The sequence below is a fragment of the Cellulomonas fimi genome (genome assembly GCF_028527925.1).
Lineage (GTDB): Bacteria > Actinomycetota > Actinomycetes > Actinomycetales > Cellulomonadaceae > Cellulomonas > Cellulomonas fimi_C.
Map to the genome: position 1 here is coordinate 58,524 of NZ_JAPESW010000015.1, position 24,262 is coordinate 82,785.

Below are 24,262 nucleotides of genomic sequence, written 5' to 3' on the forward strand. Positions count from 1 at the left end.
CACGCGTCCTGGAAGACTTCATGTTCCGGACCACCTCCTTCCCGTGTGCTGTCGACGCTACGTCGAGACCGGGCGACCGCCAACTCATTTCGCCGCCCGCGAAGCGCGCGGGGTCACGACGTCCACGCGGAGAGCTCCCAGTCGTCCTCGCGCAGCGCGCGCACCCCGGCGGATCCGAAGCGTCGCGACCACTCGCGCCCGGTCCGGCAGTCGAGGAAACCGGCGAACATCTCGGTCACGACCCGGTCGCGCACGCGGGGCGACGTGACGCACCCGTGGACCGCGGCGTTGTACATGCCGAGCAGCTCGAGGTGCTCGCGGCTGTCGACGGGGTCGGCGGCGCCGAAGACGGCGTCGAGCACGTCCCGACGCCCGGAACGCAGCAGCCACGTGCGGGTGCGCATGGGGTGCAGGCCGGCCATGAGGGCGAGCGCGGGGACGGCGGCGTCGAGCGGCAGCGTGCCGGCGCGGTCGAGGCGCTCGAACGTCCCGAGCACCGCGTCGGGGTGGTGGAGGCCGACGGCGCCGAGCCCGCGCAGGCAGCAGTACCGCCAGCCGGGGTCGGCGTCGGGGCGCAGCCACTCGTCGAGCACGTCGAGCGACGTCCCGGTCGCGGCGCACGCGAGGCCGAGCGGCACGAAGACGAGGTGACGGCCGCCGAGCGGACCGGCGGCGGCGTGATCGTCGTGCGGGCGGGCGGTCACCAGCCGGGTGAGCCGGTCCAGGCGCGGCACCCACGACGCGGGCGTGCGGTCCGGGGCGACGACGGCGTGCGCGACGAGCAGGGCCCGCTGCGTGCGCGCGTCGCCGCGGTCGGCCAGGTCGGTGACGAGCGCGTCGGTCCCGGCGGGGTCGGCGAGGCCGTGCACGGCGACGACGAGCGCGGCCAGGACGCGGAACATGGTCGTGTCGGACGCCAGCAGCGTGCGGAGGTCCGGCGTCAGCGCGCCGACGTCGGCGGTCGGGTCGAGTCCGGCGAGCACGCGTCGTGCGGCGGGCGCCTCGGGCCGGTCACCGCCGAGCTCGACCGGCCCGTCGGGACGTCCTGGCGGGGTGAACAGGAGGAGCACGCGGCGGGCGATGCGGCGCGCGACGACGCCCTCGACGACGAGGCGCTGCACGAGCGGGCCCCACGGCCGCAGGACCCCGATCCGGTCCACGAGCACGTGCCGCCACAGCCGGCTCGTCGCGTCCACGACCTCGGGGTCGGCGCACCCGTTGACGTAGTTCGTCACGGTGACCTGCGAGAAGAACGTCACGAGCGGCCACGTGCCGCGACGCGGCGGGAAGACGCGCAGCCGCCCGACGACCCGGTCGAGCACGTCGCCGATCAGGCGCTGCGGGTCCGACGTGCCGTTGGAGTACAGCGCGAACGCGGCGGCCACGGCGTGCTGGTCGGTGCTGTCGGGGTCGGTCACGACGCCCGCGTACACGTCGGCCTGCGCGGCTCCGGGGAGCAGACACGTCGCGTGCAGCGCGATGCGCTGGAGCTCGGGCGCGTCGTGCACGGCGAGACGGACCAGGAAAGCGGTCGCGGCGGCGGGCGACCGCTCCGCGTACGTCGCGAGCACGTCGAACACCGCGCCGCGCAGCAGCGGCACGTCGGACGTCGCGAGGAACCGCACGACGCGCTCGACGGCGGCGGTGTCGCCCGCGCGCAGGTGCAGCGCGACGAGGTCGCGGTAGGGCAGCCCGAGGAGCAGCGGGTCGTGCACGGACGCGGCGAGGGCGGCGACCCAGTCGCGCTCCAGCGCGCGGTCGCCGAGCGCGCTCCGTGCGTCGACGCGCACCTCGCGCGCGGGATCCGCTCCCATCGGCGCCGGAGCGGCCACCTCGTCGTCATGCGGCAGCTCGAGGAGGTGGCCCGGCGCGTGCACGAGCGCGTACGACGCGCCCGCGTCGTCGGGGTGCGCGAGGTCCGCCGCCGTCAGCGCGACCGCACCGCGCACGACGCGGCGGTGCGCCGCGGCCTCGTCGACCTGCAGGAGGTTCGGCGCACCCGACGGCAGCGCGGGTGCGCGGAGGGTCGCGACGAGCGACGAGTGCGCGAGCCGGCAGCCGTCGGCGTCGGTCACGACGAGGTCGCCGAGGCCGTCGACGAGCGCGGCGATCCGCGGCAGCGTCGAGCCGAGCCACCGGACGAGCGCCGGGAGCGGCACGGGCCCGCGGGCGACCGCGAGGTGCCCGAGCAGCGGCTCGACCACGGCCGCCCACTGGTCGCGCCACGTCGGCCCGAACGACTGCTCGAGCGTCGCGCGCAGGTGCCGCTCCGACGACGCGTCGAGGCCGCGCGGGAGCTCGAGGTCGTCGAGCGCCACGTCGGGACGCGCGAGCAGCTCGTCGGCCGCGTTGCGCGCGACGAGGAAGTTCCCGCCGGCCCGCGCGACGAGCGTGGCGACGTCGTCATCGTCGCGGCCGCTCCCGGCGAGGCGCCGGCGCAGGTAGCCCGTGAGGTCCGCGTCGACGAGCGCGCGCCGGTGCGGGCTCGCGAGGTCCAGGCGTGCGGCGGAGAGCGTGTCGAGCACCGTCGCGACCGCGGGGTCGGTGCCCGCGACCAGCACGCGCACGCCCGGGACGGCGGCGAGGCGCAGGACGGGGTCGAGGGCGTCGTGGTCGAGCCCGTCGACGAGCACGCGCACGGTCGTCCCCGGCGGCGCGGTCGAGAGCGCGGCGCGCAGCGGCTGCCCGACGAGCACCGCGAACAGCTCCTCGGGCGGCAGGTGCGCGAGCCCGTACGGTCCGGCGGCGTCGGCGCGGACCGGCTGCCAGCCGGGCACGGTGCCCGCGAGCTGCTCGGCCAGGGAGCGGACGACGGCGCGCGGGTCGACGGCCGCACCGCCGCCGCCCGGGGCGCTCACGTGCACCGCGCTCCAGCGGCCGCGGACGGACTCCAGGAGGTCGACAAGGGCGTCCGGCTCGTCGGGCGTGGACCCCGCGCCGGCCAGCCACCCGGCGAGGACCGACGTCCCCGACCCGACGTCGCCCGTGAGCAGGAGGGCCGTCGACGCGCTGTCCATCCACGCGGCGACCTCCCGCACGGCCCACCAGCGCGGCTGCAGCACGTCGGGGACGACGCCCGCGGGCACGCGGTCCCGCGGCGGGACCACCGCGACGGGTGCGCCGGGCGACGCGGCGGGCGCCACGAAGACGCGCGGCGACGTGCGCGTGTAGAGGACGGGCGTGACCCACTCGGGCCCGCGCAGCAGCGCACGTCGGGCCGCGGTGACCGCCTGCTCGACGAGCGCACCCCCGGCCAGCCGCTCGTACAGCGCCGCCGCGGCGGCGTGCGCGGACCGGTCCGTCACCGGGTACTGCATCGCGACCGCGACGGGGACGCCCGCACGCACGAGCTGGTGCGCCGACCCGGCCTTCGGCTCCTGCGTGGTGACCTCGCCCGTGCTGCACCCGTTGAGCACCGCGACCCGCAGGTGCGGCGCGGCCAGCAGGTGGTCCGCGAGCGTGCGGGCGTCGAGCACGTCCGCCGTGCCGTCGTCGGCCGTGAGCGCGAGGACCCCGCCGTGCGCGTCCGCACCGCCGTGCCCGACCACGTGCAGCACGTGCCAGCGGTCGTCGAGCGCGCGCCGCAGCGCGTCGAGCGTCGCGGGCTCGAGCCGGTGCAGCTCGACCCGCTCCCCCAGCGGCGCGAGGGCCTCGCGCAGCGCGCCCACCTCGCGGTCCACGTCGAGCGGCGGCAGGTCGCTCGGCGACGCGGCGACGACCAGGACCCGCAACGTCCCCTCGAGCGGGGCGGGGTCGGCCGGGGTGGACGCGTCGGGGTAGCGGACCACGAAGACGCCGTCGGTGTGCACGAGGTACGTCGACCCGTGCAGCAGCAGCTCCCACGGCAGCGCCGCGACGTCGGGGGCGTCGTCGAGCTGGAGCCGGACGCGGACGGCCCCGCCGTCCCGCCCGGCACGGTCGCGCGCCGTCACGAGGAGGTCGCGTGCGTCGTCCGCGAACACCGCGTCGAACAGTGCGCGGCCGAGCGTCTCCGTCCGCTCGGCGAGCGCTCGGGCGGCGTCGGCGTCGGGGCGGGTGCGGGTGCGCGCGTCCGCGAGCGCGTCGGCGAACGCGGTCACGTCGGCCGCGGCCGGCGGCGTGAAGGGGCGCGTGCTCGACGTGCCGAACGCGTCGCACGACACGACCGCCAGGTACGTGTCGCCGTCGGGGACCACGCGGACGTCCACGTCGACGACGGCGCGGTCGAGCCCCGGCGGTGCGCCCGCCGGTGGGTCGTCCAGGCTCGTCGTCATCGCGCGCCCCCAGCCGTCACCCCTCGCCGCGCGCGTCGACGACGCCGGCACGGCATCGCGGACCGCCGTCGGGCCGTGCCGACCGCGTCGCGCGACGCAGCGAGCGTACGGCCGCAGCCACCACGGTTGGGTGGTTCTGCGGTGATTTCGCCCGGTATCCCGAGCGTCGCGAACATCTCCTTCCCTTCAGAACCCCCCCGGGACGGCCGATGGTCCCGGTATGTTGCCGGACGCACGTGAAGACTGGACGAGCGCCCAGGAACGACTCGCAGAGGGCACGCAGGAGGACGACATGAACCCGCACGACAACGTCGCGCCGCGCGCGACCACGCAGAACCTGACGCACGCGTTCACGGACCCGAACCCGTTCCTGTCCGAGGACCGCACGATCCTCGTCGGCGGCCGCGCGACGGCCATGCAGCGTGCGCTCAACACGACGCCGGAGCGCACCGAGGACTGACCCCGGGACCACCCGCGCACGACGAAGGCCCGGCCCGGAGGGAACCCTCCGCGGCCGGGCCTCGTCGTCCGCGTCAGCCCGCGAGCGCGGCGCGGACCAGGGCGGACAGCTTCTTGCCGTCGGCGCTGAGCCCGGCGCGGGCGGTCGCCTCCTTCATCACGGCACCCATGTCGCGCAGGCTGCTCGCGCCGGTGGCGGCGACGACGTCCTGCACGAGCGCGGCGAGCTCGTCGTCCGACAGCTGCTGCGGGAGGTACTCCTCCACGACGTCCGCCTCGGCCGACTCGTTCGCGGCGCGCTCGTCGGCGCCCGCGGTCGCGTAGATCTCGGCGCTCTCCCGACGCTTCTTCACCTCGCGGGCCAGCACGCGCAGCACGTCGTCCTCGGTGAGGTCCTTCTCGACGGGACCGGCCTTCGCCTCGGCGCGCACCGCGGCGACGAGCTGACGGAGCGTGCCGGTGCGGAACGAGTCCCGCGCCTTCATGGCGGTCGTGAGGTCGGAGGTCAGGCGGTCGAGGGTCGGGGTGCTCATGCAGCCATCCTCCTCTGCGGCGGCCGCGCGCGGCGATCCGATTGACCGCTCCGGGATGCGAGGACCGTCCCGCCGACCTAACCTCGCGGAGGCTCCGCGCGCGACGACGCACGCCGCGCCCACCGCGCACGGTCGCCGTCGAACCGTCGACGAGGGGGACCGCCATGACCGTCCGACGCAGCACCCGACGTCTCGCCGCCGTGCTCCTGGCCGCGGCGCTGGTCGTCAGCGCCCCGGCCACCGCGAGCGCGCACGGGGGTGGTCACGGCGGTGGCCACGGGCCCGGCAGCGGCCACGACCGACCGACGAGCTACCTGCTCGACCCCGTCGGCCCGGCGGCCGACGACATCTACCCCGAGGGCGTCGCGGTGCACGGGGACGACTTCTACGTGGGCAGCACGACCGACGGCACGGTCTACCGCGGCGACCTCGACCGTCCGACGGCGACGCCGTTCCTGGCCGGCGGCGGCGACGGACGCACGTCGGCGGTCGGCATGAAGACGGACGGGCGGACGCTCGTCGTCGCCGGCGGGGCGACCGGGCGGGTCTTCGCCTACGACGTCCGGACGCGTGCGCTCGTCGGGTCGTGGCTGGTCGCACCGACCGGTGCACCGACGTTCGTCAACGACGTCGCGTTCAGCCCGCGCGGCGACGTGTACGCGACCGACTCGCAGCGGCCGTTCCTCTACCGGATCGACGCACGCGACCTGCGCTCCACCGCCGCGGAGCGGACGCTGCCGGTGTTCCTCGACCTCACCGGGACCGCGCTGCAGTACCAGGCCGGGTTCAACGTCAACGGCATCGCGATCTCGCAGGACGGCCGGACGGCCGTGCTCGCGCAGTCGAACACCGCGACGCTGTTCGCCGTCGGGCTGCGCGACCGCAGCGTCGCGGCGATCGACCTGGGCGGCGCGACGGTCGCCGGCGACGGCCTCGTCCTGAGGCACCGCACGCTGTGGGCCGTCGAGCGGCAGGGTGACGTCGGGTACGTCGTGCGCGTGGACCTGGACCGGTCGCTGCGATCCGGGACCGTCGTGAGCCGCACGACCGACCCGTCGTTCGACGACCCCACGACCGCGGCGCTCGTCGGGCGGTCGCTCCTGGTCGTGAACAGCCAGTTCGGGGAGCGCGCCGCGGGGGAGGCACCCGGGCCGTTCACCGTCTCGCGGGTGCCTGCGCCGTAGCGGGGCGCCGCAAGCCGCGCTCGTCGTGGCCCGGCGCGAGCCCGCGGCGCCGGACCCGGACGGGACGCGGCAACCCGGACCTCCGGCCCGGAAGGGCTCGCGCGACACCGACGTACGGTGATCGGGTGACCGAGACAGCACCGGTCGGCCCCGACCACCCCGTGCCCGACCCCGCCGAGATCCGTGCGCTCATGACGGACCTGCGGCGCCTCGTGCTCACGTACAAGTTCGGGATCGACGAGGTCATGACGAAGCTCTCGATCCTGCGCGAGGACTTCAAGCACATGCGCGACTACAACCCGGTCGAGCACGTCGGGTCGCGGCTCAAGTCGTTCGAGTCGATCCTCGCGAAGTGCCGCCGCAAGGGCATCCCCCTGACGCCCGACGCGATCCGCGAGCAGATGTTCGACGTCGCCGGCGTGCGCGTGACCTGCTCGTTCGTGTCCGACATCTACCGCGTGCGCGACATGCTCGTCGGGCAGTCCGACCTCACGCTCCTCGAGGAGCGGGACTACATCGCGCACCCGAAGCCCAACGGCTACCAGTCGCTGCACCTCATCCTGCAGGTGCCGGTCTTCCTGTCCGACCGCGTCGAGGACGTCATCGTCGAGGTCCAGCTGCGCACCATCGCGATGGACTTCTGGGCGAGCCTCGAGCACAAGATCTTCTACAAGTACCACCGGCAGGTGCCGCAGCACCTGGAGGAGTCGCTGCGGCTCGCGGCGAACGTCGCGGCCTCGCTCGACGCGTCGATGGAGCGGATCCACGACGAGGTCAAGGCGATGACGGCCGACGACGACGCGGTGCGCGCCGACTCCGACCCGCTCGGGCCGGAGGAGGCGATCCTGCGCGGGTTCTGGCGCACCGCCGAGGCCGCGGAGGCGGACCGCCAGCACCTCGACGGCTGAGGTCCGCCGCTCGCCGTCAGGGAAGGCGGGCGCCCTCCGGGACCGCGATGTCGTCGTACGCCAGCACGTGCGGGGTGCCGACGCGGCTCGCGTGGAACAGGACCTCGGCGTTCTCCTCGACCGCGACCGCGACCTTGAACGCGAGCTTCAGCGAGACGCCGACCGCGAGCAGCCCGTGGTTCGCCCAGACGACCGCGTCGACGGCGTCCCCCATGAGGGCGGCGCTGCGCTCCCCGAACGCGGCGCACGTCGAGAACTCGAACGGCATGACCGGCACGGGCCCCTTGGCGTACAGGACCATGTTGAGCAGGACGGGGTCGATCGTCCGGCCGAGCGCGCCGAGGACGTTCACGAACGTCGACTCGGTGTGCACGATCGCCTGGACGTCGGGCCGGCGGCGGTAGTGCGCGAGGTGGACGGGCAGCTCGGTCGACGGGAGCAGGTCGCCCTCGACCACGGTGCCGTCCAGGTCGACGACGAGCATGTCGTCGGGGTGCATGGCGTCGTAGCGGATGTCGGACGGGGTGATGACGATGCCCTCGAAGCCGTCGTCGCCGTGCACGCGGACGCTGATGTTGCCCTGGGTGTTGAAGTTGAGGCCCGCCCGCACCGACTCGCGGCAGTAGTACAGGATCTCCTCGCGCAGCGCCTGGTCGGCTCTCGACCGCGTTCCCGTGCGGGTCATCGTCGTCTCGCCCTCGCGTCGTCGTGAAACCTTTCAAGCCGACTCTCCCAGTCCGGCGTCACTCGTCTGCGGGACGAATGTCCTGAACTCGCGCGCGGCGGCCGCCGGTGCGCTAGAAACACCGCGTGCTCACCGTCGCGACCGCTGCCGCCGCAGCCCCAACCGACCCGGGGTTCCCGCCGGGCGCCGTCGCGCTCGTGGTGGTGTTCGTCGTCGTCGCGATCCTGATCTCGCTCATCCCGCGACGCGACGGCGGGACGCGCCGGCACGGACACGACGCGCACCGCTCCTCCATGCACGCCGGGGGCGGCGACGACGGGTGGTCGGGAGGCTTCGACGGCGGCGGCTCGGACGGCGGCGGGGACTAGCGCCGGCCACATCCCGGGTTCGCCGCCCGTCGGCTCCTAGGCTCGGCAACATGCTCCTGCCCGAGCCCGCCGACATGTACGTCCTCCTGGTGCGGACGGACTACTCCGACGAGTCCGCGTGGCTGGCGGCTCTGGAAGCCGCGATGACGGCGTACGACGTCGGGGACTTCGAGCGCGGCGGCGCCTGCCTGCAGCCGGTCCAGCGTCCCGAGCTGGCCGGCCTGACCCCGGACGACCTCGTGCTGCTGCCTCGCGACGGCTACATCTCCGTGCTCGCAGTCGCGGACGCCCGCACGATGCATGACCAGACCGTCCTGTTCGTCGACCTCAACCAGTACAGCGATCAGATCGGGCGCACGTTCCGAGCGGTACCCGAGGAGGTCGAGCCGATCACCACGAACCTCGCGCTGGGGAACATGGACTTCTTCGAGTTCGCCGACTCGACCCGACCAGACGGCGTCTTCCGCGGCTTCTAGCGCGGGCCTGCACGTCAACGGACGCCTGAGCACCGGTCCGCGTGCGCGGGGTGGCGACGAGACGCACGAGCTCGATCTCTCACCGGGGCCGTCGGCGGTGTGAGGTTGCGTGGGTCCAAGGGCCCGTCGCGGGCCTCGGACGTGCGCGGATGCTGGGCGCAGCACCGGTTCGTCCCCCACAGGAGTCCACTGGCGATGCACACCTCTCCTCCGCCCGCACTCGGCCGGGTCGTCGTCGTCGGTGCCGGCATGGTCGCCCACCGCCTCGTCGCCGGTCTGCTCGACCGGGCGCCCGGCGACGGCTGGCACGTCACCGTCGTCGGCGACGAGCCGTGGGTCCCGTACGACCGCGTCCACCTGTCCGAGCTGCTGACGGCGGACCGCACGCCCGCGGACCTCGCGCTCGAGCCGGGCGTCTGGGAGGACCCGCGCACGACGCTCATCACCGGCGACGCCGTCGACAAGCTCGACCGGGACGCGCAGACCGTGACCACGCGCTCCGGCGTCGTGCTGCCGTACGACCAGCTGGTCCTCGCGACCGGCTCGTGGGCCTGGACGCCGCGCACCGAGGGCACCGACCTGCCGGGCGTGTTCCGCTACCGGACGCTGACCGACCTCGACGAGCTGCGCGACTGGGTCGCCGACCGGTCGGCGGTGCTCGGGCGGCCGCTGCGCGGTGCCGTCGTCGGCGGCGGAGTCCTCGGTCTGGAGGCCGCGGCGGCGCTGCAGCACCTCGGTGCGAGCGCGACCGTCGTCGAGTTCGCGGACCACCTGATGAACGTGCAGCTCGACGCGGGCGGTGGCGAGGCGCTCCGGGTGCTCGTCGACGGGCTCGGCATCGACGTCCGCACCATGACCGGCTGCACGGGGCTGGCGGCGGCCGACGACGGCGCGGTCGCGACCATGCGGCTGTCGACCGACGACGAGATCCCCGCCGACGTCGTCGTCTTCTCGACCGGGGTGCGGCCCCGCGACCGGCTCGCGCGCGAGTCGGGTCTCGCGATCGGCGAGCGCGGCGGCGTCGTCATCGGCGCGTCGTGCCGCACGTCCGACCCGGCGATCTGGGCGATCGGCGAATGCGCGTCGTTCGAGGGCGAGTGCACCGGGCTCGTCGCACCGGGCAACGCGATGGCCGACGTCGTCGTCGACCGGCTGCTCGGCGGGCCGCGGCTGTACACGCCGGCGCCCGAGGGCACGAAGCTCAAGGGCGTGGGGATCGACGCGGCGTCGTTCGGCGACGTGCTGGCGCTGACCCCGGGTGCGCTGGAGGTCACGTTCACCGACCCCGTCGCGCGGACCTACCGCAAGCTCGTCGTGTCCGACGACGCGCGCACGCTGCTCGGCGGCGTCTTCGTCGGCGACGCCGCCCTGTACCCCCAGCTGCGGCCGATGCTCGGCCGCCCGCTCGGCGCCGACCCGTCGGCGTTCCTCGCCCCCGAGGGCGGCGCACCCGAGCCGGGCGCCGACCTCCCCGACGACGTCGTCGTCTGCTCGTGCACCAACGTCACCGCCGGGACGGTCCGCGAGGCCGTCACCGAGCACGGCTGCACGACGGTCGGCGAGGTCAAGGCGTGCACCAAGGCCGGCACGGTCTGCGGCTCGTGCGTCCCCGTCGTCACGAAGATCGTCAACGCCCAGCTCGAGGCGTCGGGCATCGAGGTCTCGCGGGCCATGTGCGAGCACTTCGCGATGCCGCGCGCCGAGCTGTACGCGCTCGTCGCCGCCGGCGCACTGCGGACGTTCAGCGAGATCGTCGCCGCGCACGGCACCGGCCGCGGGTGCGCCGTCTGCAAGCCGGTCGTCGCGTCGATCCTGTCCTCGCTGCGCGCCGGGCACGTGCTGGAGCGCGAGCACGCCGGGCTCCAGGACACCAACGACCACGTCATGGCGAACCTGCAGAAGGACGGCACCTACTCCGTCATCCCGCGCGTCCCGGGCGGCGAGATCACGCCGGAGAAGCTGGTGGCTCTGGGCGAGGTGGCGGCGGAGTTCGGCCTCTACACGCGCATCACAGGCGCGCAGCGGATCGGCATGTTCGGCGCGCGCATCGACCAGCTCCCCGCGATCTGGCAGCGGCTCATCGACGCCGGGTTCGAGTCCGGGCAGGCGTACGGCAAGTCGCTGCGGGCCGTGAAGTCGTGCGTCGGATCAGCCTGGTGCCGGTTCGGCGTCCGCGACTCCGTCGGCATGGGCATCCTGCTGGAGAACCGCTACCGCGGGCTCCGGACGCCGCACAAGTTCAAGGTCGGCGTCTCCGGGTGCGCGCGCGAGTGCGCCGAGGCGCGCGGCAAGGACGTCGGCGTCATCGCGACCGCAGGCGGCTGGAACGTCTACGTCGGCGGCAACGGCGGGGCCAACCCCCGGCACGCCGACCTGCTCGCGGAGGACCTCACCGACGAGGCGCTCGTCGCCGTCATCGACCGGTTCCTCGCGCTCTACGTCCGCCGCGGCGACCGGCTCCAGCGGACCGCGCCGTTCGTCGCCGAGTACCCCGGCGGGATCGAGGCGCTGCGGGCCGTCGTCGTCGACGACAGCGAGGGCATCGCCACCGAGCTCGAGGCCGACATCGCCGCGCACGTCGACGACTACCGCGACGAGTGGGCCGCCGCCCTGGAGGACCCCGACAAGCTCGACCGGTTCACCGCGTTCGTCAACGCGCCCGGCTCGCACGACCCCGACCTCAGGTATACGCCGCTGCGCGGGCAGGTCCGCCCCGCCGAGCCCGGCGAGGTCGCGCACCACGACCCGCGCGTCGCGCGCACGCTCACCCTGGAGGTGACCCGGTGACCGCCACCGCCCGCAGCACCGACGTCTGCGCGCTCGACGCGCTGGTCCCCGAGCGCGGGGCTGCCGCCCTCGTCGACGGCGTGCAGGTCGCCCTGTTCCGCCTCGCCGACGACACCGTCCTCGCCGTGCAGAACCGCGACCCCTTCGCCGGGGCGAACGTGGTCGCGCGCGGGATCGTCGGGTCCCTCGGTGACACGCCGACCGTCACCTCGCCCATGCACAAGCAGGTGTGGGACCTACGGACCGGCGAGTGCCTGGACACCGGCGGCAAGACCCCGAAGGACGCGTCGCCCGACCTCGCCACCTGGCGGGTCGACGTCCGCGACGGCCGGGTGGTCGTCGCACCGCGGTGACACGGCCGACCGTGACGATGGTCGGTACAAGCACCGAGAACACGACACCGATGCTCGTCTCGTGCGTCCGTGGCGCTCGGGATTCGAGCGCTCAGAGATCAGTCCGCCGGCGCTCCAGGCGCACGACGATCGCCTTCGAGACCGGCGTGTTGCTGTCGAGCGCGGTGCTCTTGAGCGGGACCAGGACGTTCGCCTCGGGGAAGTACGCAGCCGCGCACCCCCGTGAGGTCGGGTAGGCGACGACGCGCAGGTTGGGCAGGACGCGGTCGGGCTCGCCCGGCCACTCGCTGTGCACGTCGACGCGGTCGCCGTCGGAGAGGCCCAGGTCGGCGAGGTCGTCCGGGTTCACCAGCACGACGTCACGCCCCCGACGGATGCCGCGGTAGCGGTCGTCGAGGCCGTACATCGTGGTGTTGAACTGGTCGTGCGCGCGGACCGTCTGGAGGATCAGCCGGCCCGGCGGGCACTCGACGGGAACCAGGTCGTTGACGGTGAGGAGCGCCTTGCCGCTCGGCGTCGGGAAGGTGCGCGAGTCGCGCGGGCCGTGCGGGAGGACGAACCCGTCGCGCTGCCGGATGCGCGTGTTGAAGTCGTCGAAGCCCGGCACGACGCGGGAGATCGCGTCGCGGATCGTGTCGTAGTCGCGCTCGAAGCCCGCCCAGTCGATCGGGTGGTCGTCGCCCAGGACCGCGCGCGCCAGACGCGTGACGATCGAGACCTCCGAGAGCAGCAGCGGCGACACCGGCGGCAGCGGGCCGTGCGTCGCGTGGACCGCGCACACCGAGTCCTCGACGGAGACGAACTGCGGGCCGGTCTCCTGCAGGTCGAGGTCGGTGCGGCCGAGCGTCGGGAGGATGAGCGCCTCGGCACCAGTGACGACGTGCGAGCAGTTGAGCTTCGTCGACACCTGCACGGTCAGGTCGGTGCCGCGGACCGCCGCCTCGGCCGCGCGGGTGTCGGAGATCGCGCCGACGAAGTTGCCGCCCAGCGAGAACCAGACCTTGACCTCGCCGCGCTGCATCGCCTCGACGCACGCGACCGAGTCCAGCCCGTGTCGGCGTGGCGGCTCGAACGCGAACTCCGCGGCCAGCGCGTCGAGGAACGCGTCCGGCGGGCGCTCCCAGATGCCCATCGTCCGGTCGCCCTGCACGTTGCTGTGCCCGCGGATCGGCGACGCACCCGCGCCCGGCTTCCCGATGTTCCCGCGCAGCAGCAGGAGGTTGACGATCTCCTTGATGGTGTCGACGCCCTTGCGGTGCTGCGTCAGCCCCATCGCCCACGTGACGATGACGCGGTTCGCCGCGAGGTAGCGGTCGGCGAGCTCGTCCATCTCCGCGACCGTGAGACCCGTGGCCGTCAGGACCTCCCGCTCGTCGAGGTCCGCGAGGTGACGACGGAGGTCGTCCAGGCCGAGCGTGTGCGCGTCGAGGAATTCGTGGTCGAGCACGGTGCCGGGCGCGCGGTCCTCCGCCTCCAGCACCCGCTTCGACACCCACTGGAGCAGCGCCATGTCGCCGCCGCTGCGGATCTGCAGGAACTGGTCCGCGATGTCGGTGCCGCGTCCGACGGCCCCGCGCACCGTCTGCGGGTTCCGGAACCGCTTGAGCGACGCCTCGGGCAGCGGGTTCACCGCCACGATCGTCGCGCCGTGCCGCTTGGCGTCCTCCAGCGCGGTCAGCATGCGCGGGTGGTTGGTGCCCGGGTTCTGGCCCATGACGACGATCAGGTCGGCCTGCGCGAAGTCGGCGTACGTGACCGTCGACTTGCCGATCCCGATCGTCGCGCCCAGCGCCGAGCCCGTGGACTCGTGGCACATGTTCGAGCAGTCGGGCAGGTTGTTCGTGCCGAACGCCCGGACGAAGAGCTGGTAGACGAACGCCGTCTCGTTGGCGGCGCGGCCGCTCGTGTAGAACGCCGCCTGGTCCGGCGAGTCGAGCCCCCGCAGCCGGTCGGCGACGATCCGGAACGCGTCCTCCCACGTCACGGGCACGTAGTGGTCGCTGCCCGCGGGCTTGTGCACCGGCTCGACGAGCCGTCCCTGCGAGCCGAGCCAGTACTCCGACTTGTCGCTCAGGTCCGTGACCGAGTGCTCGGCCCAGAACGACGTCGGGACCGTCAGCTGCGTCGCCTCCCAGCTCACCGCGCGGGCGCCGTTCTCGCAGAACTCCGCCATGCCGCGGTGGTCCGGGTCCGGCCACGCGCAGCTCATGCAGTCGAAGCCGTCCTTCTGGTTGAGCTTCGTGAGCAGCCGCAGCGCGCGGGCGGCGCCCATCTCCCCGACCGCGTACGACATGGCGTTCGACACCGACGGCAGGCCGACGGCCCACGACGCGGGCGGGTGCACCTCCGTCGAGGGCGCGGCGGCCGGGTCGACGAGGGGCGGTCGACGCGTCATCGGGCGACCGCCTCGACGGTCTGCGGCCGGACGGGGGCCCGGAGGGCGTCGGCCGACGACGGCGGGGCGCCGGTCGACGGCGCGACCACCCGCTCCGCACCCGCGTACACGACCATCGACGGCCCGCGCAGGAAGCCGACGAGCGTCATCCCCGCCGACCGCGCGAGGTCGACGGCCAGCGAGGACGGCGCCGACACCGCCGCGAGGAACGGGATCCCCGCCATCCACGCCTTCTGCGTGAGCTCGAACGACGCGCGCCCCGACACCATGAGGACGGTCCCGCGCAGCGGCAGCCGGCCCGCGGCCAGCGCCCACCCGACGACCTTGTCGACCGCGTTGTGCCGCCCGACGTCCTCGCGCAGCACGAGCAGGTCGCCGGTGCGCCCGTCGAACAGCGCGGCGGCGTGCAGGCCGCCCGTCTTGGTGAACACGTCCTGGTGCTCACGCAGGCGGTCGGGGAACGTCGCGAGCAGCGCGGGCGGGACGACGAGGTCGTCGGCGTCGACCGTCCAGCACGAGTGCGTGCGGACGGCGTCGATGCTCGCCTTGCCGCACAACCCGCACGCGGACGTGCTGAGGAAGTTCCGCTCGAGGTCCGGCGCGGGGGCGGTGACGCCGGGCCCGAGCGTCACGTCGAGGACGTTGTACGTGTTCTCGCCGTCGACGGTCGCACCCGCGCAGTACCGGGCCGCGGCGACGTGCTCACGACGCGAGACGACGCCCTCCGACACCAGGAAGCCCTGCGCGAGCTCGACGTCGTGCCCGGGCGTGCGCATCGTGACGACGAGCGACCGTCCGCCGACGCGGATCTCCAGCGGCTCCTCGGCGGCGAGCAGGTCCTCGACGTGGCGCGGCGGCCCGTCGACGGTGATCCGGGTGACCCGGGTGCGGACCGCGATCCTCGACATCTGCCCATCATGGGGCCGACGATCCGGTCGGCTCCACGGCCTCGCTGCCGGGCGCGCATGTTGCACAGATGTGTAACATCGAGGGCATGAGCAAGACGATCGGCTTCCGGCCCGGCCCGGCCGAGCTCGACGTGCTCGCGCGGGCCGCGGAGCGCGGCACCTCGACCAGCGACGCGATCAAGCGCGGCCTCGCCCTCCTCGACCGCGAGATGTGGTGGCAGGGCGCCCGTGACGACATGGAGCGCCTGGCCGACGAGGACCTGACGACCGAACCCGACGCCTGGTGATCCGCGGCGCGGTGTACCGCGTCGACCTCGGTGCGGCGCGCGGCCACGAGCAGGGCGGTCGCCGCTACGGCGTCGTGCTCGCGCCCGCCACAGGTGTGGCCTGGTCGGTCGTCGTCGTGGTCCCGACCAGCACTCGGGCGCAGCCGGCTCGCTTCCGTCCGCAGCTCGAGCTCGCCGGTCAGCCGACCGTGCTGCTCGTCGACCAGCTGCGGGCGGTCGACGTCGACCACGTCCACGGAGACCCCGTCGATCACCTCGGACCCGACGAGCTCGCCGAGCTGGAGCACACCGTCAGCCGCTATCTCGGCCTCGACTGACGTTCGGGTCACCCCGCGGGCACGGCGCTCCCTGCCGCCCGCGGGCCTTCCCCAGACGTCCTCAGACGTCCGCGACCAGGCGGTCCCACAGCTCCTGCGCCTCCGCGGGGCGGCCGGACTCGTCGAGCCAGCTCGCGGCCGTGCCCGCGGCGGTGTGCACGAGCGACGTCTCCCCGGCGGCGCGGGCGCGCAACGCGGCGGACTCGAGCGCGGCGACGCCCTCGTCCGGTCGGGGCGTGTGCAGCAGGAGCCGGCCGCGCAGGATCTCGGCGTCGATCGCCTCGACGCGCCCGCCGACCTCGTCCCACCGCGCCGGCAGCCCTTCGACGGCCGCGAGCGCGTCGTCGACGAGCCCCGCCGACGCGAGCACCCGGCTGCGCATCCCCGCGAGCACGACGTCCTCCCACGCGAAGTCCCAGCCCTGCCAGGCGGCCGCCGCGTCGGGGTCGGCGAGCGTGCGGGCGTGGGCCGCGGCGTTCGACCGCGCGGCGTCGTCGACGTCGCGCAGGGCCGCGTCGACCCCGTCCGCGTCGAACCGCGCGGCGACGCGCTCCCGGCGCACGACCTGCGCGAACGCGTCCTGACCGGCGCGCTCGGCCAGGTCGAGCGCGTGCGCGTACAGACGGGTGGCCTCGACGGCGTCGTCGTCCTCGACCAGCCCGGCAAGGCGCGCGACGACCGCCGCGGCACCCGGGTCGGGCTCGGCACCGGGCTCGGCCGGCCCGCTCGCGAGGTCGACCGCCTCGCGGGCGAGCGCGACGGCGCGGTCCTGCTCGCCGAGCGCCGCGGACAGGCGCGACGTGAGGTCGAGCAGCTGGGCGCGCAGGTGGCGGCGCAGCGCACGGTGCTGCCGCGAGACGGCGGCGTCGGGGTACACGAGCCCGAGCGCGGCCTCGGCGACCTCGACGGCCTCGAGCTCGCGCCCGCGCGACGCCATGAGCTGCGCCGCGAGCGTGCTCTGCTCGATCGTGAGGTCCGGACGCTCGACCTCGCGCGCGGCCGCCGCGACCGCGAGCGCGAGCGCCTCCGCACGGTCGGGCTGACCGGTCCCGGCGAGCACGTGCGCGCGGCGCGCCTCGACCTGGAGCAGCACCTCCGGGGCGCCGGCGACGCGCGCGACGCGGGCGGCCTCGTCGAAGTGCGCGTGCGCCGCGTCGAGGTCGCCCTCCTGGGCGCTCGCGACGGCGCGCTCGGCCGCGACCTGCGCGCGGAGCATCGGCTCGTCGCCCTCGTCGAGCAGGTCGAGCGCGCTCTGCAGCACCGCGGCACGCTCCGGGCCGAACGGCGTGACGTCGAGCAGCACGCGCGCCGCGACCGACCGGTCCTCGGCCGACGTCGGGCGCGCCTCGACGAGGATCGCGTAGGCGTCGGCGTGGAGCGCCCGCGCCTGCTCCTCGAGCGCCTCGGCGGCGACACGGGACCGGACGCGCGCCCGCTGCACGGGCGTGCCGTGCGCGTCGACCGCCGCGACCACGGCGGCGACGTCGACCGGACGCCCGGCGTGCAGGTCGGCCAGGATCTCGACGAGCACCGCCTCGGCCTCGTCGCCGAGGCTCCGGTAGAGCGCGGCGGCGCTCGTCGCGAGCGACAGGTCGGGGTGCGGCGAGGGCGCCCAGAGCGCGAACGCGTCGAGGTCGGCGGCGGCGCGCACGGCCACGGCGTCGGCCGGGTCGAGGGTCGCGAGCTCGCCGTCGCGACGCGCCTTCCAGTGCGCCACGAGACGCGTCCACGTCGGCGTCGACGCACGCCGGCGCGCGAGGATCACGAGCTCCGCGAGCGCGGGCAGGTCGAGCCCGCCGGGGTCGACGCCGAACGTCGGGTCGAGCGGGGTGCGGACCACGTCGAGGCGCGCGACCGTCTCGGCGGGTGCGGTGACGGGTCCGAGCGGGAGGTGCGGCAGGTCGGGCGCCTCGACCCACGCGCGCACGCGGTCACCGACGGTGGACGTGCCGTTGCGCTCGTCGAACGCGCGCGCGAGCGACCACGCCAGCGGCTCGACGCGGGCCAGCAGGTCGGCGGCGCGCTCGGGCGGACGACCGCCCCCGCGGACCGTCGCGTCGCCGTCGCCCGCCGCGACGACCGCGTGCAGCAGTCGCGTCGCGGCCGCGGCGAGCTCCATCCCGGCGTACGGGGACGACGGGTGCTCGAGCGCGTGCCGCTGCTCGCCGAGCACCTCGAGCCCGCGCGTGAGGTTGCCCGTGCGCGCGAGCACGTGCAGGTGCCGCGCGACCGAGGCGGTGTCGGCGGGGTTGGAGCGGCTCGCCCGGAACGCGGTGCGGTGCAGCGTCGCGGCGCGGTCGTGGTCCCCGACGACGACGAGCGACGTCAGGGCCTCGCCGATCGCGACCTGCGGCTGCTCGCTGCACCCGACGTCGCCGTCGACGACGGGCGCGAGCTCGGCGAGCACCTCGTCGTGGCGCTCCAGCTCGGCGAGGTGCGCGATGCGCCGCGTCGGCTCGCAACCCTGGCAGTCGGACAGGTGCGTGCGCGGTGCGTGCACCCAGGCGTCGTACTCGTCCTCGGCCGCCGCGGCGCCCTCGACGTGTGCGCGCAGCACGTACGCGCAGCCCAGGACCGGGGCGAGCCCCTCGCCCGCCTCCGCGTACCGCCGCCGCATGCCGTCGAGCACCTCCTCGAGCTGCGCGAGCGGCACCTGCGGGTGGTCGACGAGCCACGTGACCATCCACTTGTGCAGCCAGAGGACCTCCCAGCGCTGCTCGTCGGTCATCCAGCCGGGGGCGGCGTCGTACTGCTGCAGCACGTAGACGAACGGCGCGAACATGCGGTGCCGGTCGTTGGCGTGGTGGAGCGACGACACGTAGGCCAGGCGGGCGCGGAACCGCAGGTCGACGTCGCCCTGCGCGTCCGCGACCTGGACGAGCTCCGTCGCGACGTCGGGCTTCGCGTTCGGCGGCGTCTGCGCGAGCCGCGCGAGCAGCTCCTCGACCTCGGCGCGCGTGACGGTCATCGGGTCGTCCCCTCGGGGTCGGTGGTGGGGGTCGCGGCCGCGACCGCGCGGTCCAGCAGGGCGTTGAACGAGCGGTCGAGCAGCGCCGAGTCGGCGGGGCGCAGCCGTCGCGGTGCGGCGAGGAGCGCCCGGCCGTACAGCGTCTCCGCGGCGAGGCCGCGCAGTGTCGCGTCGTCGAGCGCGAGGACGCGTCGCACCGTCGGGTTGGCGTCGTTGAGCAGCAGCCGCGGACGGTCGCTGCCGCCGTCGTCGAAGGCGCCGAGCAGCGCACCCCACGCGTCGTCGACCTCGGCGGCCACCGCGCGGACCTCGCGCCGGTCCTGCGCGGCGTCGTCCTCGACCAGCAGCGCCGGGAGCGTCGCGGGCGCGTAGGACCGCAGCTCGACGTCCACCTGCACCGCGTCGAGCACCGCGCGCACCTCGTCGAGCGCGGGCGCGACCTCCCGCGCGCGCTCCTCCCCGACGAACCGCACGTGCCCCTCGACGTCCGTCGGCGTCACGCGCTCGACCACCGCGTCCGGCCGGACGTCGACCAGTCGGTGCACGAGCGCGAGGTCGAACGTGTACCCGCCGTTGACGACCGCGACGCCCTGCGCGGCGAGCACCGCGCCGACCTGCCGGAAGTCGTCGATCGACTGCGTGACGCGCACGACGTCCGTCGTGGCGAGGAGCTCGGGCAGCGTCGTGACGCCCTGGTTCGTCTCGAACGGCAGCAGCGGCAGGACGATGCGCAGCAGCTCGTCGTCGTGCAGCGCGAGCGCCTTCACCGCCGTGTCGTGCAGGGACAGGAACTCGCGCAGCCGGTGCGGCTGGGTCGCCGCGAGCCGCACGAGCCACGCGCGCACCTGCTCGCCGATCGACGTGCGGACGTGCTCCAGGAGGTCGTCGTCGACGAGCCCCTCGCGGTCCGCCGTCGGGCGCAGCAGCTCCGCGTCGACCGCGCACCGCACGAAGAACGCCCACTCGGGCACGAGGTCCGGCACCTGGTCCGACAGGAGCATGCCCTTGAGGTGGACGCGGTGCCGGCCGTGCCGCGCGCTCGACGACCGCTGCCCGGCGATCACGGCGACGCCGTCGAGCCCGGCCTCCGGGACGCGGATCGGCAGCACGTGGAACGGCTTCCCACCGAGCTCGGCCTCCGCGAGGCGCACGCACGCATCGCGGCGCCGCTCGGGGTCCGGCACGCGCCACGGCGGCGTCTCGCCGCTCACCTCGACGTCGCCGTCGGGCGTGCGGACGACGACGCGATGCGGCAGGTACGCGCCGTAGCGCCGGGCGAGCTCGACGACGCTCGCGCTGCTCAGCAGGTGCTCCGACCCGCGTCGCGGTGCCAGGGCGACGCACGTGCCGGGACCGCCGTCGAGCCACGCGGCGCGGTCGTCCGGCGCGGACGACGCGAGCGTCCACGGCGCCAGCCGGTACGTGCCGTCCGCCTCGCCGACCCACCTGACCGGCGGCTCGTCGCCGCGGTCGCCTCTGCGGGACACGACCTCGATCGCGTCCGTGACCATGAAGCACGACAGCAGCCCGATGCCGAACCGCCCGAGCAGGTCCGACCGCGCCAGGCCCAGCTCGTCGCGCTTGCTCGACCGTCCGATCGTCGCGAGGAACGTGCGGACGTCGTCCTCGTCGAGCCCGACCCCCGAGTCCATCGCGTGCAGCCGGCCGTCGTCGGACACGTCGGCCGGGACCAGCAGCAGCGCCGGGCGGTCGTCGCGCGCACCGCGGACCGTCACCGCGTCGACCGCGTTCTGGACGACCTCGCGCACGTACACGCGCGGGCCGGAGTAGAGGTGGTGGCTCAGCAGCTCGACGACGCCGCGCAGGTCGACCTGGAAGGCGCTCTGCGTCGTCGTCCCGCTCGTCCCGTCGTCAGGCACCCGTGCACTGTAGGTGCCAACCCCGGCCTCCCGGGCGGGTTCGGGCGCTCCCGACGGATCCGCGAGACGGCGACATCGGCGCGGGAGCGAGACATCGATGTCGCGCACCCGGGGCGATGTCGCGTCCTCGGGGCGGAGGGTGTTCCCCCGAGTCGGGGAATCACCTGCTCACCAGGCGCGAACACGGCGCGGGCGTCGCACCACCCGGTTAGGCTCCCCGGAGTCCCGACGCCGACCGCCCCCGGACGCGGCGTCGACCTCCGCCCGCGCGCGCACGCGTGCGCCCGTCAGACAGGGGAACCGTGGCCGTCCTCACCGCCGACAAGCGCGTCCTGCACGCCGACCTCCAGGGCGACACCGTCCGGGCCGCGTCCGGCTCGATGGTCGCCTACACCGGCAAGGTCGAGTTCAAGTCGGCCGGCATGGGCGGCGGCGGCGGGTTCCGCGCCGCGCTCAAGCAGCGCGTCGCCGGCGAGTCGATCTCCCTCATGACGTGCAGCGGCGCGGGCCGCGTCTACCTCGCGCAGGACGCGATGGACGTGACCGTCGTGCAGCTGCAGAACGACCGGCTGACCGTCGAGTCCGACCACATCCTCGCGGTCACCGACGGCCTCCAGCTCGACGTGCAGTTCGCCGGCCTGCGCGGCATGACGAGCGGCCAGGGCCTCGCGACGACGACCGTCACCGGGACCGGGCAGTGCGCGATCATGTCCGACGGCCCGCTCATCGCGCTCGCCGTCCGGCCGGGCGAGCCGCTGGTCGTCGACCCCGACGTGTACGTCGCGGGCACCGGGCAGACGCAGATGAGCCTCGTGTCGGGCGTCTCCTGGCGGTCCGTGATCGGCGAGGACGGCGGCGAGCCGTTCTCCCTGCGGTTCGAGGGCGACGGCACCGTCTACATCCAGCCCGCCGAGCGCTGAGAGGGCGACGACGATGGCGTTCGAGAAGATCAACAGCAAGGTCGTCCGCATCCCCGTGACGCAGCAGAACGCGGTGCTCGCGCGCCGCGGCGCGATGCTCGGGTACGAGGGCAACGTCGCGTTCCGGCCGATCAGCGGGCAGGGCCAGGGCGTCGGCGGGTTCGTCGGCGCCGCGATGTCCGGCGAGTCGAACCCGATGATGGCGACCGAGGGCAACGGGTCCGTGCTCTACGGGTTCCGCGGGCTGCACGTCACGGTCATCGAGCTCACCGGCGACTCGCTCACCGTCGAGGCCGACCGCATCCTCGCGCACGACGCACACCTCCAGACGAGCGTCGAGTTCATCGGCCAGGGCGGCATCCGGTCCGCGGTGCGCGGCGCGATGACGGGCCAGGGCCTGTTCACCACGCGCATCGCCGGGCACGGGTCCGTCGCGGTGCTCTCGCACGGCGGCACGTTCCCGCTGCAGCTCACCGGCGACGTCGTCGGCGTCGACCCGCAGGCGTACGTCGGCCACACCGGCGCGCTGACCATCGACCTCAAGGCCAGCGTCGGCCTGCGCGACCTCGTCGGCCGCGGCTCCGGCGAGGCGTTCCAGCTCCACGTGTCGGGCCACGGCACGGTCTACGTCCAGGCGTCCGAGGAGAAGTTCTGATGATCAGCGGCATCGACACCACCGTCCTCGACGCCCGGACCCTGCCGTCGAACGACAACGTCAACCCGTACGCGTTCTGCATCGAGCTCGCGGGCGAGTGGTTCACGTCCAAGGGCGCGATGATCGCGTACTACGGCAACATCGACTTCTCCGCCGTGAGCGCGTACGCGTCGCGTGCCGCGTGGGTCGCCGCCCGGTTCTCGTCGCCGCTCTACGCGCAGGAGTGGGTCGTCGCGTCCGGCCACGGCAAGCTCGTCATCGGCGACCGCGGGAACGACATCAACTCGTACGACCTCGCCGACGGCAACCTCACGATCAAGCAGACCAACCTGCTGGCGTTCGAGACGGCCCTCGAGCTCAAGCAGTCGATCGTGCCCGGCTTCGTCACGCTCATCGGCACGGGCAAGTTCCTCGCGTCGTCGAACGGCCCGGTCATCTTCGTCGAGCCGCCGTTCCGCGCCGACCCCGAGGCGCTGCTCGGCTGGGCCGACTGCCCCTCGCCGAGCCACCACTACGACTACAACTGGATGGCGCACTCGCTCGTCGCGGGCGTCCAGATGATGTTCGGCCGCGAGTCCGGCGAGGAGCGGCAGTTCGACTTCACCGGCAAGGGCACCGTCCTGCTGCAGTCGTCGGAGGTGCAGCGGCACGACCCGGCGCTGCTGCGGATCGTCGAGGCGCAGACGCAGATGCTCGACGCCCACTCCGCCGGCCAGCTCGGCCACAAGCTCGTCGCCCGCTCCCAGCAGGCCTGACGTCGCGGCGGCGGTGCCCTCGACGGGGTTCCGCGGCCGGCGGACGGGTCTCGTACCGCCGTGCGCGCGTCTTTGGGCGACGCGCCGACTCCGCGCGCGTGGGCGGGTCTAGGGTGGGCGGCGCAGTCCGGCCAGGTTGAGGAGGAAGACCGTGCCGCGGGTGACCAGTGCCGACGTGGCCCGGGAGAGCGGCGTCTCGCGCACCACCGTGAGCTACGTGCTCAACGCCAAGGACGGCGTCGTCATCACCGACGCGACCCGGCAGCGCGTCCTCGACGCGGCGGCCCGGCTCGGCTACACCCCGTCCGCGGCGGCGCGGACCCTGCGCTCGGGCCGCTCGGACCTGGTGCTGGTCGTCCTCCCGGACTGGACGGTCGGGCCGGTCATCGACACGCTCATCGACCACCTCACGACGACGCTCGCCGACCACGGGCTGTCGGTGCTCGTGCACAGCGGGCGTGGCAAGGGCTCGCTCGCCGACCTGTGGCGCGCGGTGACGCCGTGCGCGGTGCTGGGGCTCGCACCGTTCGCCGACGAGGACACGTACGCGATGCGCCGGGCGGGCATCCCCGTCGTCGGCACGGCGCTCGACGAGGACCCGCACCCCGAGATCTTCTCCGTCCCGCAGTCAAACATCGGCGCGCTCCAGGTCGACCACCTGGTCGAGCGGGGTCATCGTGCGATCGCCTACGCGGCACCCGCCGACGACCGGCTGTCCGCCTTCGCGGACCGGCGGCTCGCGGGCGTCCGCGCCGCGTGCGAGGACCACGGGCTGCCCGCGCCGCGCGTCGCCGCCGTCGGGCTCGACGTCGAGTCGGCGACCGCGGCCGTGCGCGCGTGGCGGTCCGGCGACGAGCCCGTGACGGCGGTGGCCGCGTACAACGACGAGGTCGCGCTGGCGGTGCTCGCCGGGCTGCGCGCCGAAGGGCTCCGGGTGCCCGACGACGTCGCCGTGATCGGCGTCGACGACATCCCGACCGCGAAGCTCGCGGCGCCCCCGCTCACCACGATCTGGCAGGCCATCGACGCGCAGGCGTCCTACCTCGCCGCGTCGGTCCTCGCGGCGCTCGACCCCGCGGTCCGGCCGCCGTCCCAGACGAGCGACGTCTTCCACGTGGTCGCGCGCGAGTCGACCTGACCCGGGGCCGTGCGGTCCGCGGACGTCGGTCGA

20 protein-coding genes are annotated in these 24,262 nt (G+C 74.6%); 13 read left to right on the top strand and 7 right to left on the bottom strand.

Translation table 11 applies throughout. The features are described 5' to 3' along the window. Positions 1-113 precede the first annotated feature (113 nt). Positions 114-4,253 carry a CHAT domain-containing protein gene (locus OMK64_RS09285; RefSeq protein ID WP_272727790.1) on the bottom strand — a complete coding sequence of 1,380 codons (4,140 nt, stop codon included), beginning with the start codon at positions 4,251-4,253 and terminating at the stop codon, positions 114-116. A gap of 292 nt (positions 4,254-4,545) precedes the next feature. Here OMK64_RS09285 and OMK64_RS09290 point away from each other — a divergent pair, with 292 nt between their 5' ends. After that, positions 4,546-4,713, top strand: a complete 168-nt coding sequence (locus tag OMK64_RS09290; RefSeq protein WP_272727791.1) for a hypothetical protein — start codon at positions 4,546-4,548, stop codon at positions 4,711-4,713. Positions 4,714-4,786: 73 nt separating this feature from the next. Here the strand turns inward: OMK64_RS09290 and OMK64_RS09295 are convergent, their stop codons facing one another. Further along, positions 4,787-5,245 (bottom strand): GatB/YqeY domain-containing protein, encoded by a 459-nt coding sequence (locus tag OMK64_RS09295; RefSeq protein ID WP_272727792.1) that lies wholly within the window; start codon positions 5,243-5,245, stop codon positions 4,787-4,789. Positions 5,246-5,409: 164 nt separating this feature from the next. Between OMK64_RS09295 and OMK64_RS09300 the strand changes: the two genes are divergently transcribed. Continuing rightward, positions 5,410-6,429: an SMP-30/gluconolactonase/LRE family protein gene (locus OMK64_RS09300; protein WP_272727793.1), complete on the top strand. Its 1,020-nt coding sequence runs from the start codon at positions 5,410-5,412 to the stop codon at positions 6,427-6,429. Between the two features lie 191 nt (positions 6,430-6,620). Then, on the top strand, positions 6,621-7,337 hold the full coding sequence (locus OMK64_RS09305) for a GTP pyrophosphokinase (RefSeq protein ID WP_272727819.1): 717 nt from the start codon (positions 6,621-6,623) through the stop codon (positions 7,335-7,337). A gap of 16 nt (positions 7,338-7,353) precedes the next feature. Here the strand turns inward: OMK64_RS09305 and OMK64_RS09310 are convergent, their stop codons facing one another. Then, a complete protein-coding gene (locus OMK64_RS09310; RefSeq protein ID WP_272727794.1) occupies positions 7,354-8,022 on the bottom strand; it encodes a class II aldolase/adducin family protein in 669 nt (222 codons plus the stop codon). A 125-nt stretch (positions 8,023-8,147) separates the two neighbouring features. On the opposite strand from OMK64_RS09310, the gene OMK64_RS09315 reads away from it, so the two are divergent. From OMK64_RS09315 to nirD, 4 genes are all read left to right on the top strand, one after another. Next, positions 8,148-8,390, top strand: coding sequence for a hypothetical protein (locus OMK64_RS09315; protein WP_272727795.1), 243 nt, complete (start codon positions 8,148-8,150; stop codon positions 8,388-8,390). A gap of 50 nt (positions 8,391-8,440) precedes the next feature. Continuing rightward, entirely contained in the window at positions 8,441-8,866 is a 426-nt protein-coding gene (locus OMK64_RS09320; RefSeq protein ID WP_272727796.1) for a DUF6924 domain-containing protein, read from the top strand. A 195-nt stretch (positions 8,867-9,061) separates the two neighbouring features. Beyond that, entirely contained in the window at positions 9,062-11,653 is a 2,592-nt protein-coding gene (nirB, locus tag OMK64_RS09325; protein WP_272727797.1) for a nitrite reductase large subunit NirB, read from the top strand. Then, entirely contained in the window at positions 11,650-12,006 is a 357-nt protein-coding gene (nirD, locus tag OMK64_RS09330; RefSeq protein ID WP_272727798.1) for a nitrite reductase small subunit NirD, read from the top strand. The genes nirB and nirD overlap by 4 nt, the downstream gene beginning before the upstream one ends. A gap of 91 nt (positions 12,007-12,097) precedes the next feature. On the opposite strand, the gene OMK64_RS09335 is transcribed toward nirD, so the two are convergent. Together OMK64_RS09335 and fdhD are read right to left on the bottom strand one after the other, a co-directional pair. Then, the gene (locus tag OMK64_RS09335; protein WP_272727799.1) at positions 12,098-14,401 is read right to left on the bottom strand and encodes an FdhF/YdeP family oxidoreductase; all 2,304 of its coding nucleotides are present in this window, start codon (positions 14,399-14,401) and stop codon (positions 12,098-12,100) included. Continuing rightward, entirely contained in the window at positions 14,398-15,309 is a 912-nt protein-coding gene (fdhD, locus tag OMK64_RS09340) for a formate dehydrogenase accessory sulfurtransferase FdhD (protein ID WP_272727800.1), read from the bottom strand. Before fdhD ends, OMK64_RS09335 begins: the two co-directional genes overlap by 4 nt. An 86-nt stretch (positions 15,310-15,395) precedes the next feature. Between fdhD and OMK64_RS09345 the strand changes: the two genes are divergently transcribed. Together OMK64_RS09345 and OMK64_RS09350 are read left to right on the top strand one after the other, a co-directional pair. After that, the gene (locus tag OMK64_RS09345) at positions 15,396-15,596 is read left to right on the top strand and encodes a hypothetical protein (protein WP_272727801.1); all 201 of its coding nucleotides are present in this window, start codon (positions 15,396-15,398) and stop codon (positions 15,594-15,596) included. Beyond that, positions 15,593-15,913, top strand: coding sequence for a type II toxin-antitoxin system PemK/MazF family toxin (locus tag OMK64_RS09350; protein ID WP_272727802.1), 321 nt, complete (start codon positions 15,593-15,595; stop codon positions 15,911-15,913). The genes OMK64_RS09345 and OMK64_RS09350 overlap by 4 nt, the downstream gene beginning before the upstream one ends. Positions 15,914-15,974: 61 nt before the next feature. Here OMK64_RS09350 and OMK64_RS09355 read toward each other — a convergent pair whose 3' ends face one another. Both OMK64_RS09355 and OMK64_RS09360 read right to left on the bottom strand, forming a co-directional pair. Further along, the gene (locus tag OMK64_RS09355; RefSeq protein ID WP_272727803.1) at positions 15,975-18,881 is read right to left on the bottom strand and encodes a hypothetical protein; all 2,907 of its coding nucleotides are present in this window, start codon (positions 18,879-18,881) and stop codon (positions 15,975-15,977) included. Continuing rightward, positions 18,878-20,761 carry an HSP90 family protein gene (locus tag OMK64_RS09360; RefSeq protein ID WP_272727804.1) on the bottom strand — a complete coding sequence of 628 codons (1,884 nt, stop codon included), beginning with the start codon at positions 20,759-20,761 and terminating at the stop codon, positions 18,878-18,880. The genes OMK64_RS09355 and OMK64_RS09360 overlap by 4 nt, the downstream gene beginning before the upstream one ends. 302 nt (positions 20,762-21,063) lie before the next feature. Between OMK64_RS09360 and OMK64_RS09365 the strand changes: the two genes are divergently transcribed. The 4 genes from OMK64_RS09365 (at position 21,064) to OMK64_RS09380 (ending at position 24,229) form a co-directional block, all read left to right on the top strand. Beyond that, positions 21,064-21,681, top strand: a complete 618-nt coding sequence (locus OMK64_RS09365) for an AIM24 family protein (protein ID WP_272727805.1) — start codon at positions 21,064-21,066, stop codon at positions 21,679-21,681. A gap of 13 nt (positions 21,682-21,694) precedes the next feature. Beyond that, the gene (locus OMK64_RS09370; RefSeq protein WP_272727806.1) at positions 21,695-22,336 is read left to right on the top strand and encodes an AIM24 family protein; all 642 of its coding nucleotides are present in this window, start codon (positions 21,695-21,697) and stop codon (positions 22,334-22,336) included. Beyond that, entirely contained in the window at positions 22,336-23,091 is a 756-nt protein-coding gene (locus OMK64_RS09375) for an AIM24 family protein (RefSeq protein WP_272727807.1), read from the top strand. Before OMK64_RS09370 ends, OMK64_RS09375 begins: the two co-directional genes overlap by 1 nt. Before the next feature lie 160 nt (positions 23,092-23,251). Beyond that, complete coding sequence (locus OMK64_RS09380) at positions 23,252-24,229, top strand: LacI family DNA-binding transcriptional regulator (RefSeq protein WP_272727808.1); 978 nt, start codon at positions 23,252-23,254, stop codon at positions 24,227-24,229. The last annotated feature ends 33 nt before the right edge of the window (positions 24,230-24,262 follow it).

What these genes read in the sequence shown, in the direction of transcription:
- OMK64_RS09300 (WP_272727793.1), top strand. Translation starts at nt 5,410, where the DNA reads ATGACCGTCCGACGCAGCACCCGACGTCTCGCCGCCGTGCTCCTGGCC.
- OMK64_RS09335 (WP_272727799.1), bottom strand. Translation starts at nt 14,401, where the DNA reads ATGACGCGTCGACCGCCCCTCGTCGACCCGGCCGCCGCGCCCTCGACG.
- OMK64_RS09375 (WP_272727807.1), top strand. Translation starts at nt 22,336, where the DNA reads ATGATCAGCGGCATCGACACCACCGTCCTCGACGCCCGGACCCTGCCG.
- OMK64_RS09295 (WP_272727792.1), bottom strand. Translation starts at nt 5,245, where the DNA reads ATGAGCACCCCGACCCTCGACCGCCTGACCTCCGACCTCACGACCGCC.
- OMK64_RS09345 (WP_272727801.1), top strand. Translation starts at nt 15,396, where the DNA reads ATGAGCAAGACGATCGGCTTCCGGCCCGGCCCGGCCGAGCTCGACGTG.
- OMK64_RS09285 (WP_272727790.1), bottom strand. Translation starts at nt 4,253, where the DNA reads ATGACGACGAGCCTGGACGACCCACCGGCGGGCGCACCGCCGGGGCTC.
- OMK64_RS09305 (WP_272727819.1), top strand. Translation starts at nt 6,621, where the DNA reads ATGACGGACCTGCGGCGCCTCGTGCTCACGTACAAGTTCGGGATCGAC.
- OMK64_RS09355 (WP_272727803.1), bottom strand. Translation starts at nt 18,881, where the DNA reads ATGACCGTCACGCGCGCCGAGGTCGAGGAGCTGCTCGCGCGGCTCGCG.
- fdhD (WP_272727800.1), bottom strand. Translation starts at nt 15,309, where the DNA reads ATGTCGAGGATCGCGGTCCGCACCCGGGTCACCCGGATCACCGTCGAC.
- OMK64_RS09370 (WP_272727806.1), top strand. Translation starts at nt 21,695, where the DNA reads ATGGCGTTCGAGAAGATCAACAGCAAGGTCGTCCGCATCCCCGTGACG.
- OMK64_RS09290 (WP_272727791.1), top strand. Translation starts at nt 4,546, where the DNA reads ATGAACCCGCACGACAACGTCGCGCCGCGCGCGACCACGCAGAACCTG.
- OMK64_RS09310 (WP_272727794.1), bottom strand. Translation starts at nt 8,022, where the DNA reads ATGACCCGCACGGGAACGCGGTCGAGAGCCGACCAGGCGCTGCGCGAG.
- OMK64_RS09320 (WP_272727796.1), top strand. Translation starts at nt 8,441, where the DNA reads ATGCTCCTGCCCGAGCCCGCCGACATGTACGTCCTCCTGGTGCGGACG.
- nirB (WP_272727797.1), top strand. Translation starts at nt 9,062, where the DNA reads ATGCACACCTCTCCTCCGCCCGCACTCGGCCGGGTCGTCGTCGTCGGT.